Annotated in this window: 18 protein-coding genes; 2 read left to right on the top strand and 16 right to left on the bottom strand. The window is 41.6% G+C overall.

What is annotated here, in order from left to right; translation table 11 throughout:
- Positions 1-53: 53 nt before the first annotated feature.
- The 5 genes from RTR76_RS11500 to recA all read right to left on the bottom strand — a co-directional run bounded on the left by RTR76_RS11500 (position 54) and on the right by recA (position 4364).
- On the bottom strand, positions 54-314 hold the full coding sequence (locus RTR76_RS11500; RefSeq protein ID WP_132082244.1) for a stage V sporulation protein S: 261 nt from the start codon (positions 312-314) through the stop codon (positions 54-56).
- Between the two features lie 188 nt (positions 315-502).
- Positions 503-1021, bottom strand: coding sequence for a hypothetical protein (locus RTR76_RS11495; RefSeq protein WP_312520780.1), 519 nt, complete (start codon positions 1019-1021; stop codon positions 503-505).
- 143 nt (positions 1022-1164) lie between these two features.
- Positions 1165-2709: a ribonuclease Y gene (rny, locus tag RTR76_RS11490; protein WP_312520778.1), complete on the bottom strand. Its 1545-nt coding sequence runs from the start codon at positions 2707-2709 to the stop codon at positions 1165-1167.
- A 184-nt stretch (positions 2710-2893) separates the two neighbouring features.
- The gene (locus tag RTR76_RS11485) at positions 2894-3361 is read right to left on the bottom strand and encodes a regulatory protein RecX (protein WP_312520776.1); all 468 of its coding nucleotides are present in this window, start codon (positions 3359-3361) and stop codon (positions 2894-2896) included.
- A complete protein-coding gene (gene recA / locus RTR76_RS11480) occupies positions 3336-4364 on the bottom strand; it encodes a recombinase RecA (protein WP_312520774.1) in 1029 nt (342 codons plus the stop codon). Before recA ends, RTR76_RS11485 begins: the two co-directional genes overlap by 26 nt.
- A gap of 141 nt (positions 4365-4505) precedes the next feature.
- Between recA and rpmE the strand changes: the two genes are divergently transcribed.
- The gene (gene rpmE / locus RTR76_RS11475; RefSeq protein ID WP_312520772.1) at positions 4506-4712 is read left to right on the top strand and encodes a 50S ribosomal protein L31; all 207 of its coding nucleotides are present in this window, start codon (positions 4506-4508) and stop codon (positions 4710-4712) included.
- A 4-nt stretch (positions 4713-4716) separates the two neighbouring features.
- On the opposite strand, the gene RTR76_RS11470 is transcribed toward rpmE, so the two are convergent.
- The 4 genes from RTR76_RS11470 to RTR76_RS11455 all read right to left on the bottom strand — a co-directional run bounded on the left by RTR76_RS11470 (position 4717) and on the right by RTR76_RS11455 (position 10048).
- Positions 4717-6294, bottom strand: a complete 1578-nt coding sequence (locus RTR76_RS11470; RefSeq protein ID WP_396144875.1) for a DEAD/DEAH box helicase — start codon at positions 6292-6294, stop codon at positions 4717-4719.
- Between the two features lie 7 nt (positions 6295-6301).
- Positions 6302-7546, bottom strand: coding sequence for a competence/damage-inducible protein A (locus RTR76_RS11465; protein WP_312520768.1), 1245 nt, complete (start codon positions 7544-7546; stop codon positions 6302-6304).
- Between the two features lie 125 nt (positions 7547-7671).
- Positions 7672-9000 (bottom strand): 30S ribosomal protein S12 methylthiotransferase RimO, encoded by a 1329-nt coding sequence (rimO, locus tag RTR76_RS11460; protein WP_312520766.1) that lies wholly within the window; start codon positions 8998-9000, stop codon positions 7672-7674.
- Positions 9001-9016: 16 nt separating this feature from the next.
- Positions 9017-10048, bottom strand: coding sequence for an extracellular solute-binding protein (locus RTR76_RS11455; protein ID WP_312520764.1), 1032 nt, complete (start codon positions 10046-10048; stop codon positions 9017-9019).
- Between the two features lie 213 nt (positions 10049-10261).
- Between RTR76_RS11455 and RTR76_RS11450 the strand changes: the two genes are divergently transcribed.
- Complete coding sequence (locus RTR76_RS11450; RefSeq protein WP_312520762.1) at positions 10262-10657, top strand: hypothetical protein; 396 nt, start codon at positions 10262-10264, stop codon at positions 10655-10657.
- Positions 10658-10666: 9 nt separating this feature from the next.
- Here RTR76_RS11450 and RTR76_RS11445 read toward each other — a convergent pair whose 3' ends face one another.
- From RTR76_RS11445 to dapA, 7 genes are all read right to left on the bottom strand, one after another.
- Positions 10667-12556, bottom strand: coding sequence for a YgiQ family radical SAM protein (locus tag RTR76_RS11445; protein ID WP_312520760.1), 1890 nt, complete (start codon positions 12554-12556; stop codon positions 10667-10669).
- A gap of 66 nt (positions 12557-12622) precedes the next feature.
- Positions 12623-13354 (bottom strand): RodZ domain-containing protein, encoded by a 732-nt coding sequence (locus RTR76_RS11440; protein ID WP_312520758.1) that lies wholly within the window; start codon positions 13352-13354, stop codon positions 12623-12625.
- Positions 13355-13452: 98 nt separating this feature from the next.
- Complete coding sequence (locus RTR76_RS11435; protein ID WP_312520756.1) at positions 13453-15627, bottom strand: DNA translocase FtsK 4TM domain-containing protein; 2175 nt, start codon at positions 15625-15627, stop codon at positions 13453-13455.
- A gap of 109 nt (positions 15628-15736) precedes the next feature.
- On the bottom strand, positions 15737-15967 hold the full coding sequence (locus RTR76_RS11430) for a YlzJ-like family protein (protein WP_312520754.1): 231 nt from the start codon (positions 15965-15967) through the stop codon (positions 15737-15739).
- A complete protein-coding gene (locus RTR76_RS11425) occupies positions 15967-16755 on the bottom strand; it encodes an ATP-dependent Clp protease proteolytic subunit (RefSeq protein ID WP_312520752.1) in 789 nt (262 codons plus the stop codon). The genes RTR76_RS11430 and RTR76_RS11425 overlap by 1 nt, the downstream gene beginning before the upstream one ends.
- A 100-nt stretch (positions 16756-16855) precedes the next feature.
- Positions 16856-18520: a ribonuclease J gene (locus RTR76_RS11420; protein WP_312520750.1), complete on the bottom strand. Its 1665-nt coding sequence runs from the start codon at positions 18518-18520 to the stop codon at positions 16856-16858.
- Between the two features lie 239 nt (positions 18521-18759).
- Positions 18760-19644, bottom strand: a complete 885-nt coding sequence (gene dapA / locus RTR76_RS11415) for a 4-hydroxy-tetrahydrodipicolinate synthase (RefSeq protein ID WP_312520748.1) — start codon at positions 19642-19644, stop codon at positions 18760-18762.
- Position 19645 lies beyond the last annotated feature (1 nt).

Raw genomic sequence — 19645 nt, 5'->3', positions numbered from 1 at the left:
ATAAAGGCCTTGGCAAAACACAAAACCTGTTCATTACGAACAGGTTTTTTATCCTACCTAGGTTCTACGATTAATTTAATTGCCGTTCTTTCTTCTCCATCAATCATTATATCAGTAAAGGCAGGGATACAAATTAGATCAACACCATGTGGGGCAACAAATCCTCGTGCAATTGCTACTGCTTTAACCGCTTGGTTTAGTGCTCCGGCGCCAATGGCCTGCATTTCTGCGCCGCCCCGTTCTCTAAGCACTCCTGCTAAGGCACCTGCTACAGAGTTAGGGTTAGATTTAGCTGATACTTTTAATACGTCCATGTCCTTTAGTACCCTCCTTTGAATAATCAAACAATGAGGAAATTATCGCATGATATAAAATATTCTTTATTCACTAAAAAATCCCTCTATTTAAAAGACGATTTTTCAAATATTTACAAATAAATTCAATAAATTGACAAATAAATAAAGAGACCTTAGTAAGTCTCTTTAAAAACACAGGCAATTAACTATTTATTAAAAACTAAAACACGCCCATCTTCACGAATGCCAATTAAACGATTCAATGTATGGTTTCTTTTAACATTTTGCAGCATGTTGTCAATTAATTCCTCTTGAATAAGCAAATCTTCCTCTAACATAGAATCGTTGTTGTCAGTTACCAGTTTATCACGGAAATTATCGCGCAATAAGGCAATAAGTAATGTAATTTCGCCTTTGGTAAGAGTAGCCACATCACGGGATACAACAAGCATAGTAACTCGCTCATAGCTGCTTAGTTGAACTGCAGCTTCATACTCACCTGCACTGGATAACATGAGGTATGCTTCAATACTTTTTAAAAGAGTATCTTTTATTGCTTCAAACTCAGCGGCAGTCAAAATACTCGACAACATAAAAGTAAGCTTAATTGAATTATGAAGAGGATCAAAACTGATTGTTCCAATCTCCGGATAACGCACTAAAATAGAAATAAGTAAATTAACTCCATCAGATATTTGTTCATCATCCTGCGTATATTTCGGCATTAGGTATCACCGTCCATCCCAATAAATAAATTGAAAATCTTATCAACATAATTGCTGTGATACATATTCTCTAATGCGATAGTAATTCCTGCTTTTAATTATTGGAAAAAACGAAGGACCTTGTAAAAACAAGGTCCTTCGTTTTATTTTGCATAATCAACGGCACGTGTCTCACGAATTACCGTTACCTTTATTTGACCCGGGTATTCCAGTTCACTTTCAATCTGTTTTACAATATCACGCACCAGACGAATAGACGCTAAATCATCAATTTTATCTGGTTTTACCATGATTCTTATTTCTCGTCCCGCCTGAATGGCAAAGGATTTTTCAACACCATCAAAGGATTCAGCAATTTCTTCCAATCGTGTTAACCGTTTTAAATAACTCTCAAGTGTCTCTCTGCGAGCACCAGGGCGTGCAGCGGAAACAGCATCAGCGGCAGCAACAAGAACAGCCTGAATAGTCTTAGGTTCTTCGTCACCGTGATGTGCAGCAATAGCGTTTATAACCTCAGCAGACTCACGATACTTTTTAGCCAGATCTGCTCCGATTGTTACGTGAGGACCTTCCACTTCATGGTCTACTGCTTTTCCAAGGTCATGCAATAAACCGGCACGCTTAGCTAACATATGGTCAACACCTAATTCAGCAGCCATAACACCAGCTAAATGAGCAACTTCAATGGAATGTTTCAACACATTCTGACCGTAACTGGTACGGTATTTAAGTCTTCCGAGCAATTTGATAACTTCAGGGTGCAACCCATGAACACCGGTTTCAAAAGTAGCCTGTTCACCAGCTTCTTTAATCTTTTGCTCAACTTCTTTTTGGGCTTTTTCAACCATTTCTTCAATGCGGGCTGGATGTATACGGCCATCAGTTATTAATTTCTCCAACGCAATACGGGCCACTTCACGGCGGACCGGATCAAAACCAGAGAGTATAACCGCTTCAGGAGTATCATCAATAATGAGGTCAATACCTGTAAGCGTTTCTAATGTGCGAATATTTCGGCCTTCTCGACCGATAATCCGACCCTTCATTTCGTCATTAGGCAAAGCAACAACGGAAACGGTAGTTTCAGCTACATGGTCTGCAGCACACCGTTGAATAGCCAAAGAAATAATTTCTCTTGCCTTCTTATCGGCTTCTTCCTTAGCCTGCTGCTCCAAATCCTTAATCATGATTGCTGTTTCATGTTTAATTTCTTCTTGTACATTTGCCAGGAGTAGATTACGAGCATCTTCAGAAGTTAGCCCGGAGAGTCTTTCCAGTTCAGCTAACTGCTTGGTATACAATTCATTGATTTTTTCTTGACTTTTATCTACATCAGCTTCTTTACGGCTGAGGATCTCCTCTTTCTTTTCTAGAGAGTCGATTTTTCGGTCAAGATTTTCCTCTTTTTGTACCAAACGTCTTTCCAGACGCTGAAGTTCGTTGCGGCGCTCTTTAATTTCTCTGTCAAGTTCGGTGCGCAACTTATGCATTTCTTCCTTGGCTTCAACTAAAGCTTCTTTTTTCTTAGCTTCAGCAGAGCGCCCAGCATCATCGAGTATTTTTTTTGCTGCATCTTCAGCTGCGGCAATTTTAGCCTCAGCAATATTTTTGCGAATATAATAGCCGACTGCAGTACCTAGAATACCAACGATGACAGCAGTGATAATAATCTCTACGATATTTTCCACCTCCTTTAACTACTTAATATTAGGGAAAAGCCGAGTATTTAACTCGGCTTTTAAAAGCATCATGAATTGCTCCCTTATGCTTCAGGCTCTTAAAAGTAAACAAGCAATATATGGTTACACGACTGACTACTATAATTGTAAATGTTTTTCAAAGTAGTGTCAAGTTAACCAGAATCTGAATTGCTTAAACCTGCCCGGTAATTTCATTAATAACTTTGACTACAGTTGAATTAGTAAATCCCTTTGTCAGCAAAAACCGGGCAATCTTATCTTGAGCTACTTCAGTCTGCCTGGCAAATTTGCGCTGCGCCATAATAAGTGCCCGCTCATATTCGCTCTGATAATCATAATCTACAATCTCATTCTGAATGAGGCTTATATCCAATCCACGATTTTTCAATTTAGCAAGGATATACTTTAAGCCGTGTTTGCTGCTGTTAATATACGCAGTAAATAACTGACGGCACAATGCCTCGTCATTGATGTAGCCTCGCAAACGAAGCTTATCTAAAGCAGCAGAAACCTCCTGCTCCTCCCAGCCCTTTTGCCTTAATTTTGTCAGCAGCTCTTTTTCACTAAGAGATCTCCCGGCAAGAAGTTTGACTGCATCATGCAAGGCCGTTGAACTATTCGATATCATCTTCTTCAACACGAACAGCTACCTTTGCTTCACCAGTTAATAAGGATTCACGGATTTTGCTCTCAATCTCGATTGCAATTTCCGGATTATCTTTCAAATACTCTTTAGCATTCTCCTTACCCTGCCCCAGGCGTGTTCCAGCATACGAATACCAAGTTCCACTCTTAGCGATGATCTCCATATTAGTTCCAATATCAACAAGACTCCCTTCACGGGAAATTCCAAGACCGTACATAATATCAAACTCAGCCTGCCGGAACGGAGGTGCAACTTTATTCTTAACAACTTTTACTTTTGTGCGATTGCCAACAACATCATTACCTGCTTTAATAGCTTCTCCCTTACGAACTTCCAGACGAATGCTGGCATAAAATTTCAAAGCTCGTCCACCAGTCGTCGTTTCAGGATTACCGAACATGACTCCAACCTTTTCGCGTATCTGATTAATAAAAATAGTAGTAGTTCTGGATTTACTGATGATACCGGTGAGCTTTCTCAGGGCCTGAGACATTAAGCGTGCATGAAGACCAACATGGGAATCTCCCATTTCACCTTCTATTTCCGCCCGAGGAACAAGCGCTGCTACAGAGTCGATAACAATAATATCGATAGCTCCGCTCCGTACCAATGCTTCGGCAATTTCTAAAGCTTGCTCACCATTATCAGGCTGTGAGATTAGCAAATTATCAATATCAACACCAAGCTTTTTAGCATAAACAGGGTCTAGCGCATGTTCAGCATCAATAAACGCTGCAATGCCCCCCATCTTTTGCGCTTCGGCTATCACGTGGAGTGCGACTGTTGTTTTACCGGATGATTCAGGTCCATAGATTTCAATAACACGGCCACGCGGTACGCCGCCAACTCCTAAGGCTATGTCTAACGCTAATGCACCTGAAGGGATTACCTCAATATTCATTTTAGCAGCAGCTTCGCCGAGCTTCATGATAGAGCCCTTGCCATAATCTTTTTCTATTTGGCGAAGCGCATTTTCCAATGCCTTTTGCTTGTCCATTCTTGTCCTCCCCAAGGTTATTACTAAGATAATTGTACAAACGTTTGTTCGCACTGTCAATTAATTTTATTAAATAAGGTATCGCCTGTACATTACCGGAATAAAAATGTAATGAATCAATTAAAGGCGGAGGTGTATCGGATGAAAGAAAAAATTCATCCACCCTACTATCAAATCACTGCCACTTGTGCATGCGGGAATTCTTTCGAGACAGGATCTACAAAAAAAGTTCTCAAAGTAGATGTATGCTCAAAATGTCATCCCTTTTTTACGGGTGTACAAAAGATTGTAGATACTACAGGACGTGTGGAACGATTTACTAAAAAGTATGGTTTGGAAAAAGTATAATGGATTAGCGGCCACGTGCAGGTTCGACATTAACCCGGTAACCCTTTATGGAGTTTTTATGCATGACCGATAAGACCCGTTCAGCTACGTCTTCCGATATATCGACGAACGTAAATTTTTCGTAGATATTAATTACGCCGATCATATTTCCTGCTATGTCAGCTTCTTCGGCAATAGCACGAACCATATCTTCCGGACGTATTTTTTGCGCCTTGCCAATATTAAAGAAAAGTCTGACCATCCCCGGCTTGCCGCCTGTATTACTAAATGCAGGCGTCTTTTCTTCTTTTTCTTTAAAGCCTTCTTGCCACAATTTTAAAGCGGCTGCCGCAAGGTCCATCGGATCATAATTTACAGCCAGGTCCGCCACTAAGGAATGGTAATCGGCAAAATTCTCTTGCTCCGCAGTCTGCATAAGCTGGCTTTTAATCAGTTCTCGCTGCCGTTCTAATACATCTGCCGACGAAGGTAACTGCCGCCTCATAATACGGGCTTTCACCAATTGTTCGATCAGCCGCAGTTGGCGATATTCACGGGGTTCAATAAAGGTAATGGCCACCCCTTTTTTCCCGGCTCTGCCTGTACGGCCAATTCGATGAACATACGATTCCGGGTCCTGCGGCACGTCATAGTTAATGACATGAGTAATATGTTCAATATCGATACCTCTGGCTGCAACGTCTGTTGCAATCAGGATTTCCAGCTTGCCATCCCGGAATTTACGCATTACTCTATCCCGTTGAGCCTGACTTAAATCGCCGTGCAACCCATCTGCCAGGTATCCCCGTGCCTGGAGTGAAGCTACTAAGTCATCAACGCCTTTTTTGGTTCTGCAAAAAATAATAATACGCTCTGCATCTTCGACATCCAGTACACGGCACAAGCCTTCTAATTTGTCCCGTGTTTCATAATAATATTGGTCAATTAAAGGAACGGTGAGCTGTTCTTTGCTAATCGTAATGGTTACAGGCTGCCGCATGTAGCGCTCCGCTAACCTTCTAATCGGAGCTGGCATTGTCGCCGAAAACAATAATGTTTGCCTCTCTTCGCTAGGAATATGACGCAAAATATTTTCAATATCTTCAACAAAACCCATATCCAACATTTCATCAGCTTCATCCAAAATCAGCATTTTTACTGTATTCAACTTAATTGTGCCTCTGTTAATGTGATCTAAGAGGCGCCCTGGAGTACCAACAATTACCTGAACACCAAACTGTAACGCCCGTATTTGCCTGTCAATTGCCTGGCCGCCATAGATAGGAAGGACTTTCATTTTTCTAAATTTACCTATTTTAGCTAGTTCTTCCGATACTTGAATTGCAAGCTCCCGTGTAGGAGTAAGAACTAACGCCTGAATCTGGCGCTGATCAGTCACTCTTTCTACAATCGGTATTCCGAAAGCTGCAGTTTTACCAGTGCCCGTTTGAGCTTGTCCAATGACATCATGCCCTTCCATAACCAAGGGAATAGTTTGACTCTGGACCGGAGAGGGTTCTTCAAAGCCCATGGCAGCTATTGCTGCCATGGTTTTTTTATTTAATTCAATCGAACCAAATAGACCAAATTCTTTCAACGACATTTCCTCCTTAGATTTCAAGCGCATATCTTCTGAGCTCAAATAAAGCTGCTTGTGATGTGCGTTGTTTTATTTCTTTGCGCTTTCCTAAAAACTCAAATCGGAAACAACGACTGCCTTGCGGGCCGTCAATAGCGATATAAACCAACCCAACTGGCTTGTCTGCTACTGCACCTCCCGGACCGGCAATACCCGTTACACCAATACCTATGGAAGCGCCAAACTTATTACGAATATTAGAAGCCATACTGAGAGCAGTAGGCTCACTTACTGCTCCGTAGTTTTCCAGTATCTCATTCGGCACACCAACAAAATTACTTTTTATTGCGTTGCTGTAGCAAACTATCCCACCGATTACATAGTCGGAGCTTCCGGCAATATCTGTGAGCCGGCTGCTAATTAGACCACCTGTACAAGATTCTGCTAAAGCTACTGTCAACTCTTTTTCTCTAAACAGGCTGCCAACTACCATTTCCAGCGAATCTGAATCCGCGCCAAAGACAGCATCACCTAAGCGGTCACGTATTATTTTCTCAATCCGCTGAATTGCGGTTTGAGCCTCACACTCATCTTTACATTTGGCGGTAAGCCGAATATGGATTTCGCTTTTCTTCACTAATAAGGCAATTGTGGGATTGCCCTGCGCTTCCACCAAGTCCTGAAGTGACGCTTCTAAGCTGGATTCGCCTATTCCGTACACACGCAATACACGTGATAAAATCACACCCTGCGAAAAATAGCGTTCCTGTAAATAAGGAATCACTTTTTGGCTGAACATTGCTTTTAATTCATTCGGTGGTCCTGGCAAGTGGATAATAACTTTATTATTTTCCTCTATTATTACTCCCGGTGCAGTACCGGAATCGTTATCTAGAACAATAGAGTTTAAAGGAATGAGAGCTTGTCTCAAGTTACTTTCCGGCATCGTTATGCCACGCTTGCTAAAGTATGCTTCTATTTTAGCAGCGCTTGCTGCGTGTTGACAAAGTTTCCGATTTACTAGATTTGCTGACACTTCTTTGGTTATATCTCCTAGCGTTGGACCTAGTCCGCCAGAAGTGATGACAATATCGGCCCTGTTTAATGCTGTAGCAAAAACCTGAGCCATCCGCTCCCGGTTATCCCCAACCGTAGATTGATACATTACATTAAATCCTAATGCATTTAATTGCTGCGACAACCATGCCGAGTTGGTGTTTATAATTTGACCTAATAATAATTCTGTGCCTGTAGTGACAATCTCAACAATCATCATCGTACCCCCTTACTATTAGCATTCGAGTAGGTTAAAAAAAATCCTTTTTCATTTAAAATCAGCACCAAAGGAAAGCAAAAAAACAAAATAGTAGGATTTCCTACTATTTTGTTTTAAAGAATGTATTATAGTTTTTCTGCGACTAAATCATAGGTAAATCCCTGCATAATCTTTACTTTTACAATAGTTCCAATTTTAATATCAGCCGCATTCTCAATAAATATCTGACCGTCAACATCAGGTGCTTCCCTACAAGAGCGGCCAAATACGATATCAGGCTGCTCAAGGTTTACTCCCTCAACAAGAACATCAACAATCTGCCCTTCCATAGAGCGGTTAATATCTTCGGAAACCTGACACTGGAGCGCCATTAAATCATGATACCGTTCATCCTTGATGTCCGAGGAGATCTGGTTTTCCATCACACCGGCTACAGTATCTTCCTCCTGGGAATATGTAAAAATACCTACATGTTCAAATTGCTGTTCAGTTACAAATTGACGCAAGGTTTCAAACTGCTCTTGTGTCTCACCCGGAAAGCCAACAATAAACGAGGTTCGGATTGCTACACCTGGAATTCTACTGCGAATTTTACTAAGCAACGTACAGACATCCGCATTCGTATCAGGTCTGTTCATTTTTTTCAAAATATCATCATGAATATGCTGAAGCGGTAAATCAATATAGTTACAAATTTTAGGTTCCTGTGCAATGATATCAATCAGTTCATCGGTAAAATACTTAGGATAGCAATATAATAACCGAAACCAGTGATCTCCTTCAATTTTTACAAGCTCTTTTAAAAGAGCTGTAAGCTGAGGAGTCCCATACAAATCACGTCCGTAACTGGTAGTATCCTGCGCAATTAAATTTATTTCCTTAACGCCTTCGGCAACCAGCTGTTTTACTTCTGCAAGAATAGATTCAATCTGCCTGCTGCGGAAACTCCCTCTTACCTTAGGGATAATACAGTACGAACAGCAATTACTGCATCCATCTGCTACTTTTACATATGCACTGTATTTAGGAGTGGTTTTTATACGAGGCATGTTTTCATCATATAAAGTATCTGCCTTGCCGACAATCATAATTCGCTCACCAGCTAAGGCGGCATCAACGGCTTCAATAATTCGATGCCACGCACCAGTGCCGATGATTGCATCTACTTCAGGAAGCTCGTCCAACAGCTCTTGCTGGTAGCGCTGACTGAGACAGCCGGCTACAATTAATCCGCGGCACTTCCCTGTTGTCTTATATTCGGCAAGCTGCAAAATAGTTGCAATTGACTCATCTTTTGCAGATTCAATAAAGCTACAGGTATTAACAATGAGTATATCCGCATTAGCCGGATCATCGGTTAATTCAATCTTTCTTTCAACTAACATGCCTAACATAATTTCTGTATCAACAAGATTCTTGGCGCAGCCAAGGCTTACAAACCCGGCTTTTAACATAGTTTTCTCCCCCAAATCATTTACCTAACCGCACGGCTTGCACCCAATTATCTAGTAATTTGTGCTGTTGTTCAGTCGTAAATTGATATTCCTTATCAAAAAGCATAATTGGTTTTTGTTTATAGTCTTTATATTTTTTTATTTCTGGATTAGTCGGTATAAAATAAAAACGATTTTTATCTAACGTTTGCTGCGCTTCAGATTGCAAAAGCCAGTCAATAAACTGTTGTGCTTCCGGTTTGTGAGAAGCATTTTTCACTAAAGCACTGCCTGTTAACACATAAGAGGTTCCTTCCTCCGGATAAACTACCTGCAGCGGAAAACCTTCCTGCATATATCTCAAAGTTTCACTTTGAACGGCTATCGCTATATCGCATTCTCCCATTCCAGCCATGCGCACAGGTGTTGACAAGAATTTAGCATATTGAATAATTTGAGGATGAAGCTTCTTAAAAAACAGCAAGGTTTGTTCCTCACCATTTATACTTGCAAAAGTATATAATAAATTGGCTGCTGCATCTGCAGCAAGAAAATCGGTCATAGCCAGACGCGTTTTGGGATCAGTTGATAAAGCTGCCCAGCTTTCGGGAATCTGCGGTGTTTTTTTCAAGTAATCCTGATTAACGGCAAAAATAATAGGGTCAAACCAGAGTCCTGTCCAAATATCCTGCTCATCCTTAAAGCGGGATGGAATAATATCGGTTTGTTCTGAAGCGAAAGGTTCAAGCAAATTTAGTTTGCCAGCCTGCTGTAACATTGATTTTGATGTCACAATTACATCCGCTCTGGGGCTAATCGACTCATTCTTTAGGCGGACAAGCAATTCTTGTTCGCTTACGGGGACTAGATTGACTTGTATCGTAGAGCTTTTCTCGAATTGTTCAGCTAGTAATGCAGCCTGTTCTACCGGCAAACTCGTATAAACAGTAAAGCTAGTCCCATTTTCTTTTTTAGGGCGCCCGGCAAAACCTTCTAAATAAGTGGTTCCCACTAGCACAATTACCAATAAGAAAAAAGCCATTAATAATATGGGCAGATACCGACGCATAAGGCATTCGCTCCTTACACCAAACGTATATTTGTACAAGCACTAAATTATATTATATCTGATTAGGAGATGCTAATCAATATAATTCATAGCAATCATAAGAGATTGATTCAATAAGGAGCCGCATTTCCACAATTTCTAAGCTTAAGTTATTCCCAATTATTGATAAATTATGTACAATATAAGAAGTGCATAAGAAAGGAGCTGTTACACATGAGTGATCGCCCCCGATGGATGACCATGTTTCACCCCGATTTAACCTGGCCTTTACTTTTGATTATTGGTTACTTGTTTTTGGTTGCCATCGGTAATTTACTAGCTGCATACAATAACTTTGTAACACAATCAAATGTAGTAATGGCATTTGGCAATCTTATATCGACGCTGTTATATGCCTTGCCTGCTTATGGGTTAACAAAGTTAAAGCCCTGGGCCCGATTTATAGAATTGGCGCTATCTGTTTTATCGGTTATCATAGGTATTTTCCTCATGCTGAGCGGAAAGTTAGGAACGGGAGTGCTCGTCGTTGTTCCCCACGGTATCATTGCTATTTACTTACTAACTGATAATTGCAGAAAACTATTTGCAATCAAACCTAACATACAGTAAAAAAGCAAGCTAGCGACGGCTAGCTTGCTTTTTTACTGTATGTTTAGGAGAAGGCCTGGTTTTGTCCGGTCGCCCAAATGGCTGCGACTTTGCATTAGGAACATTTCTTCTCGGCCGAATTAGGCATTTGGGTCCATAACCAATTAAATCTTCTCGGTGAGCTTTGGTTAATGCTTCAAAAACAAGCTCATAATTTTTAGGATTCCGGAACTGCATAAGAGCACGCTGCAGCTTCTTTTCATGGGGATCTTTAGCAACATATACTTTTTCACCGGTAAGGGGATTGAGTCCGGTATGATACATTACTGTTGACAAGCTTCCTGGAGTAGGAATAAAGTCTTGTACTTGCTCTGGCTGATAGCCAATATCCCGCAGAAATTCAGCCAATTCCACAGCTTCTTTCAGGCCGGATCCGGGATGACTGGACATGAAATAAGGCACTAAATACTGTTCTTTACCAAGCGCCGCATTCGTTTTTTTATAGGCATTCATAAACTTTACATAAGTTTCTTTTCCTGATTTCCCCATTAGCCGCGTAACTTTTGCTGCGATATGTTCAGGCGCAACTTTCAGCTGCCCGCTCACATGATGTTCACAAAGTTCTGCTAAAAACTCGCTGTCATTAGCAGCTAGCAAGTAGTCATAGCGCAATCCAGATCGTATAAAGACTTTTTTCACTCGCGGCAATGCACGGAGGGTTCGTAGTAATTGCAAATAGTCACTATGGTCAGTTGATAGATTCTTACACGGAGCAGGTGCTAAACAATGCCGTCCTTTACAAGCCCCCCGGACCTCTTGATGACTGCAGGCTGGCATTCGGAAATTGGCCGTTGGCCCACCGACATCATGAATATAACCCTTAAAATCAGGCATTTTTGTAATTAGTATTGCTTCGTCAATAATGGATTGTTGACTGCGGCTTTGAATAATCCTGCCTTGATGAGATACGATGGCACAAAAGCTGCATCCGCCAAAGCAGCCGCGATGACTGACCAGGCTGAATTTAACTTCCTGAATAGCCGGGACTCCACCATCTTTATCATAGCTGGGATGAAAAGTACGCTCATACGGCAAATTATATATTTCATCCATTTCATCAGTAGATAACGGCAATGCCGGAGGGTTTTGGATAATGAAAGTCTCCCCATGGCGCTGTACTACCGTTTTTCCGCGAATTGGATCCTGTTCTTCATATTGAATTTGAAAAGCCTGCGCAAAAGCGTACTTATCTGTAATAACTGCTTCATGCGGCGGGACTTCGATATAATCCCATATATGTTCTATCGTGTCAGATGAATAACAGGTTCCACGCACATCGCGAATATGAGATACAGCGATCCCTGCAGACAATTGATCAGCAACCTCTATTATTTGTTTTTCACCCATTCCGTAGATTAACAAATCGGCCCGGGAATCGACAACAATAGACCGGCGGATACTGTCTGACCAGTAGTCATAATGAGAAAAACGTCTTAAGCTGGCCTCAATACCACCTATAATCAAGGGAATTTGCTTCCATACTTCCCGAACCCGGTTACAGTACACAATGGTAGCCCGGTCAGGACGACGTCCAGCTTGCCCTCCCGGAGAATAATTATCAGTACTGCGGTATTTTTTTGCGGCTGTAAACTTATTAAGCATAGAGTCCAGGTTACCTGCAGTAACCAAGACCGCAAGGCGAGGTTTACCCAGCTTTTTAAAATCAGCAGTTGAGCGCCAATCAGGTTGTGCAATAATTCCGACCTTATACCCATGCCGCTCCAGCAACCGCCCAATAATAGCAGGACCAAAACTAGGATGATCCACATAGGCATCACCGCTGATTAATACAAAATCAAGCTGATCCCATCCACGATCTTGCATTTCTTTCTTGCTAGTAACTAAAAATTGGTTTGTCATATCATCTCTCCAGTAAGTAAATAGGACTTGGTATATGATATCCAAGCCCCGGTAATCTCCATTGAACTAACGAGTAAATTTTTTCGTTATTACTTCACCAAGGGCACCAAGCTTTCCTACAGGCTGTCCATTATACGATAATTCAGCTGCCCCTGCATTTCCTAGCTTCACAACAATAGTTTGCTCCGCTTCCCATGTTCGCAATGCACCAGAATCTACGATTCCTTCAAAAATCTCTTTACCATCAACTGTAATTTGCGCCCAACATTCTGCAGTAAATTTTGCTGCAACGATAACAGGTTTAGTTTTAGCAGGCTGCTGTGCAGGAACTTGCGTTTGCGGCGGAACTTGCGCCTGTGGCTGAACCGGCGCTGGCGCGGTTTGTTTGGGTTGTATAGAATTTGGATTTGCTTCTTTTCCCGAAGTAAACCACCATACACCACCGGCTAGAATAACTGCTGCAGCACCAACGATCATCCATTTAGTCGCCGAGCCTCCGGTTGGGGAGGAATCTGGGTGCGCATTCACTGCCGCCTCTGGTTCTTCAATAGTAGTATTGCTGGCAGGAAGCTGCTGCTGGCGGTACAAATCGACCATGGCTTGGCCGTTAAGACCTAAATAATTAGCATAATTTCTTATAAAGCCTTTCAGATAAACTTCACCAGGGACTACTGCAAAGTTATTGTTTTCAATAGCACTTATGTATAATGCGCGAATACTTGTAGCAGCTTCTACATCTTTTACCGTCAGCCCTCTTTTTTCTCTCTCAGATAGCAGTATTTCTCCTACCGTCTCCACGAAACTACCTCCTCAACTATTGTACAAAATCAATTATCGCCATGCCTGCTATATCTTATTAGCGGTTACAAAATGACTAAAATTAACTCTTTCTACTATTATTGCCTGAAATATTTCGTATAAACCTGGTCAGACGTCATGATTATTTCTCTCGCCTTACTTCCTACATTGGGGCCTACAATCTTTAATTCCTCCATCGTATCAATTAATCTTGCAGCTCGAGTATAACCAATGCGAAATTTACGCTGCAACATAGATACCGAGGCTTGACCGGTTTCGAGAACCATTCGAACTGCTTCTTCCAGCATTTCATCTTCAAATTTATCTTGCTCTTTATCCTCGGCGGGCTCAGGACACCCTGCAGTGACTCCCTCAGCATATTCTGGCTCAGCCTGCCGTTTGATGTACGTTACTAATTCCTCTACTTCATTATCAGCAATAAAGGCACCTTGAACACGTAAGGGCTTTGCAGCTCCTACGGGATAGAATAACATATCTCCTTTTCCAAGTAATTTTTCTGCACCGGCCATATCCAATATTGTACGAGAATCGACTTGGGAAGATACTGCAAACGATATTCGGGAAGGAACATTCGCCTTAATGGTACCGGTAATTACATCAACAGAGGGTCTTTGTGTTGCAAGTACTAAATGCAGCCCTGCAGCACGAGCCATCTGTGCTAAACGACAAATAGCGTCTTCAACATCAACCGGTGCAACCATCATTAAATCAGCTAATTCATCAATTATAATAACAATTAACGGTAATTTATCATCAACAGTAACTTCATTGTAACGACTAATATCCCTCACACTAGCTGAGGCAAATAAAGCATAACGACGTTCCATTTCTTGCACAGCCCAGCGTAAAGCTGCTGCTGCTTTTTTGGCATCCGTAACCACTGGCGTCAGCAAATGAGGTATACCGTTATAATTCGAAAGCTCGACAACTTTGGGATCAATCAACACAAATTTCACTTCACTTGGATGAGCACGAAATAAAATGCTTGTAATCAGCGTATTGATGCAAACACTTTTCCCTGAACCGGTGGCCCCTGCAACAAGTAAATGGGGCATTTTTGCCAAATCTGCCAGAACAGGCAGCCCAGCAATATCTTTACCTAAAGCAACGGTAAGCCGGGAAGACGCTTTTTGAAACTCTTCGCTTTCCAATACTTCACGCTGATGGACACTGCCTACATCTTTATTAGGGACTTCGATGCCGATAGCTGCTTTTCCCGGAATCGGAGCTTCAATACGCACTCCCGGAGCTGCTAATTTTAAGGCAATATCATCAGATAAATTGACAATCTTGCTTACTTTTACACCTGGAGCAGGTTCAAGTTCATACCTGGTAACTGCCGGTCCCTGGCATGTGTTTACAATTTTTACACTAATTCCAAAGCTGGCTAACGTCTCTTCAAGTATACGTGCATTATCACTGACTTCTTTGCTCTTATTTTGTTTTGGTTTTATTGATTTTTTTAAAAGAGTAAGCGGGGGAACCGTGTAGGGCTGAATTCCGGCAGCAGGTACAATTGGTGTAGCTATTGCCTCCGGCTCATGACTTACAGCCGGTGCAAATTCTTGTTCAGCCTGCCTGCTGAGAGGCTGCACCGGTGTAGAACGTTCGATGCGTTCAGTTCGCTCCGCACGTTCTTTTTCCTGATTATAAAAGACTGTATTTGAACGGGTAGTTTCCTCGTAATGCTCAGCCATCTGCTCATACGTGCAAGCGATTGCTTCTTTTGCGGTCATTAAACTATCCGTCGCTTTTTCTTTAGCCATTAATAGTGCTTTAGCCAGTGACCATGTAGTAGCTAAAAGTAAGGAGGCTATCGACAAAGCAATAAGAACGATTAAACTGCCGTCTAAACCAAATAATTTTCGCAGTGAAAATAGTGTTATGCCCCCGATAAATCCCCCGCCAGGTACAAGGCTTTCCGGTAAGACCTCTTTGCCCTCAGCAATCACAAAATGGTGGTACAAGGTAAGCAATAAAAAATATAATAAAGCAAGTCCCCAAAATTTGACTGAATAAACAACCGGCTGACGGCTCCATATGTAGCGGGAGCCAATAATAATAGCAACAACAGGTAAAACTGCCGCTCCTACACCAAAAGTATATTTTAGCATTTTACTAATAAAAATACCTACAGGTCCAGCATGAAAGCCGATGAGACTAATAATTGATATTAGTCCTGCGGTTATAAATAATAGCCCTAACAACTCATATTTCAGTTCAGAATTAGACTCTGTGATCCATTTAAACAAACCGCACCACCTCTGAAATTACGTATATTCGACAAATTTGTTTAAATCCCTTCACTTTTCCATAAAAAAGGAAAAGCTCTCCTTTACAGAGAGCTCCTTAACTGATTGACTACTCATAAGTCGGTTTATAGGTGAGCATCGTGCCCGGTTGAAGTTCTGCCGTCATATAATCTTCCGGGCAGGTTGATATAAGTCTAATAATTCTGGACTGATTAGGAGAACAGCGTTCGACGATGACCTTCTTTCCCGCCAAATCGACTTCTTCGTAAACAGGCTGTGAGTCTACTGTATTTTGCTCTTGAAAGACGAGTTCAGCAGGGATAATGGTCCATAAAACCATTATTGCTTCAACCCCTTACTTTCTTTTTGTGCTTTAATCAGCTGCTGCAGTTTGAAAAGTGCATTTGATACACCGCCAATTTCGTTAATAAGACCGTAATGGACGGCATCTTTTCCTACAACGTTAGTTCCAATATCACGGGAAAGTTCACCTGTTTTAAAAAGCAGCTCCTTCCATTTCTTTTCATTTATGTTCGAATGGGTTACAACGAATTTATTCACTCGATCCTGCATTTTTTCCAAATAATCAAAAGAACTGGGAGCACCAATGACCATTCCGGTAAGCCGGATTGGATGTATTGTCATGCTGGCACTTTCAACAATAAAAGAATATGTGGCTGATACTGCAATAGGAGCACCAATACTGTGTCCACCACCAAGCACAATGGATACTGACGGCTTTGACATACTGGCAATCATTTCAGCAATCGCCAAACCTGCCTCAACATCTCCCCCAACTGTGTTTAACAGCAGCATTAACCCTTCAATTTCCGGATTCTGCTCAATTGCAACAAGCTGTGGCATAATATGCTCATATTTGGTGGTTTTGTTCTGTGGCGGAAGAACCATATGGCCTTCAATTTGGCCTATAATAGTCATAATATGAACATTTGATTTTGCAGTGGGCACCTCTGTGCTGCCTAGCTCCTGAATATTCTCGACGGTTGTCCCTTTTTTTGCTGAGGCAGATCGCTGTTTTTTAGGTGTTTCTGCCGGTAATGATGGCTCATTAGGGTTTTCCGGATTCGTTCCAGGAGGTGCTATAACAGGGTTAGCATTATCTATCATAATTTCCCTCCAACTAGTAATATCCTTACTAGTATGGACCTGGATTCAAGTTTCATACCGATAACAAAAAGATAAACCGAGGATTAAGCCTCGGTTTTGGTCATACTTCCATTATAATAGGTAAAATCATTGGTCGGCGGCGTGTTTTTTCATATAAATATTTTCCCAATACTTCACGGACACTGGTTTTAATGGAAGCCCATTCGGTAATCCCATTCACTTCACATTTTTCCAGAGCCAGTTTAACCCGGTCCTTCGCTTCTTCCATTAGTTGTTCTGACTCGCGTACATAGACAAAACCACGCGATACAATATCAGGACCAACTAATATTGAACCAGTTTCTTTATCCATTGTAACAACCATAATGAGTATGCCATCCTGAGACAGCTGACGGCGGTCTCTGAGAACAATATTTCCCACATCGCCAACACCGAGTCCGTCGACAAGTATACTGCCGGCTGTTACCTTTCCGCTGACTTGCCCCTTTTCACGAGTGAATTCGAGAATGCTCCCATTATCAGCTATAAAGATATTTTCCTTCGTCATGCCCAAATCCTGGGCTAATTTAGCGTGCTTAATTAAATGACGATACTCCCCGTGAACAGGTATAAAGAACTTCGGTCTCACTAAGTTATGCATTAACTTTAGTTCTTCCTGACTGGCATGACCGGAGACGTGAATACCCGCAGCAGACTCATAAACAACTTCAGCACCCTGGCGAAGAAGGTAATCGATATTGCGGAATACCAATTTCTCATTGCCTGGTATTGGCGTTGCGGAAATAATAATAGTATCTCCTGGTGCAATGTCTACTTTCTTATGATCCGACATCGCCATACGCGTTAGGGCCGACATGGGTTCGCCCTGGCTGCCGGTAGTTATGATAACAATCCTTGAGGCAGGATAGTTATTAATTTCATCAATATCAATCAATATGCCGTCAGGAATATGTAAATATCCCAGTTCGATAGCAATATTGACTACATTAATCATACTTCTTCCTAAAACAGCTACTTTTCTGCCATATTGATTTGCGGCATTGATGGCTTGTTGTATACGATGGATGTTTGACGAAAAGGTGGCGATAACAATTCGCTCACGAGCAACTCTAAAAGTTTCTTCAAATGTTGCTCCTACTATTCGTTCGCTCTGTGTATAGCCAGGACGCTCAGCATTCGTACTATCTGCAAGCAGCACGAGCACACCCTGATCACCTAGCTCGGAAAACTTATGAAAATCACTGCTTCTCCCATCCACAGGAGTCTGGTCAAATTTAAAATCACCAGTATGAACAATAGTACCGACAGGTGTTTTTATAGATAGTGCTACAGAATCGGCAATACTATGATTTACGTGAATAAAACCGATTTTGAAATGCCCCAAAACAATTTCGTCACCTGCTTCAACAGTATGTAAGTTACTGTTAGCAATATTATTCTCTTTTAAACGGTTACTCACGATTCCCAGTGTTAAACGAGTACCGTAAACAGGAACGCATAATTGTTTTAGAACAAAAGGCAAGGCTCCGATATGATCTTCATGTCCGTGAGTCAAAATAATAGCACGTATTAAATCCCTATTATCAAGCAAATAGGAAATATCAGGTATTACCAAATCAATACCCGGCATGCTATCCTCCGGAAACATCAGGCCCGAATCAATTACGATGATGTCGTCCCCGCAACGAACGACAGTCATATTTTTTCCTATCTCACCAAGTCCGCCTAGAGGAATTATCTGTAATTTTTGCGGTAATTTGGCCAAAAAAAGTTACACCTCCGAAGATCAATACTAAATAAAGTAAAAAACAGCGAAAAGACAACCCTATTTCTCTATACCGCCGCCCATGTCGAAATAGTTAAGGACCACGCCGTTCCGTCCACTTGATTTTTATTATATCGCATTCCAGCATTTACAACAAGTGGCAAATCCACTAGCTTATTATATGCAATTAAGCCTTATAAATACTTCAGCCATCTTCCTCACGGAAGATGGCTGAAGTATTAATTTAAAGCGCCTACATCACGCATTGCCTGCTTAATATGCTCAAGTTCGTTTTCTGTTGCTGCCACCATCGGCAGGCGAAGCGGTCCTGCATTCAATCCGATCACGTTCACAGCCGTTTTTATCGGAATAGGATTAGTAGTAATAAAAATTGCTCGGAAAAAAGGATGAAGTTCTAAGTGAATTGCTTGTGCTTTTGCTAAATCTCCTAAGAAAAATGCTGTGATCATTTCTTTCATCTTTTTACCTACTATGTGCCCTGCAACACTGATTACACCCGTACCACCAACAGCCAATACCGGCAATGTCAAACCATCATCGCCGCTATAAACGAGAAATTCCGGTGGGGTAATCCGTATGATTTCAGAAACCTGATCAAGACTTCCGCTTGCTTCTTTGACAGCAACAATATTTTTACATGCTGTAAGCCGTGCAATTGTTTGTGGCAATATATTAGAACTTGTACGGCCAGGCACGTTATATACAATGAAAGGTAAAGCACTCGCATCTGCAATTGACTTAAAATGCTGATAATAGCCCTCTTGAGTTGGTTTATTGTAATAAGGACCGACAAGCATTGCGCCATGAACTCCTAGTTTTTCTGCCTCTTGCGTCAAAGCAATGGACGCGCGGGTATCATTAGATCCTGTTCCGGCAATAACCGTCGCTTGATCGCCGATCGCATCCAGAACTGTTGCGAATAACCGAAGTTTTTCTTCCTTGCTTAATGTTGCAGACTCGCCGGTGCTTCCGGCAACTACAACACCATCAGAACCATTTGCTACAAGATATTGGGCCAATTGTGCTGCGGCAGCATAATTTACAGATTGGTCAGGATTAAATGGGGTAACCATAGCCGTTAGAATTCTTCCGAAATCTCTCATA

This window comes from Anaerospora sp. (assembly GCF_032013335.1).
Lineage (GTDB): Bacteria > Bacillota > Negativicutes > Sporomusales > DSM-15969 > Anaerospora.
Note: the sequence above shows the minus strand (reverse complement) of the source record. Positions and strands in the feature narration are given on the sequence as shown.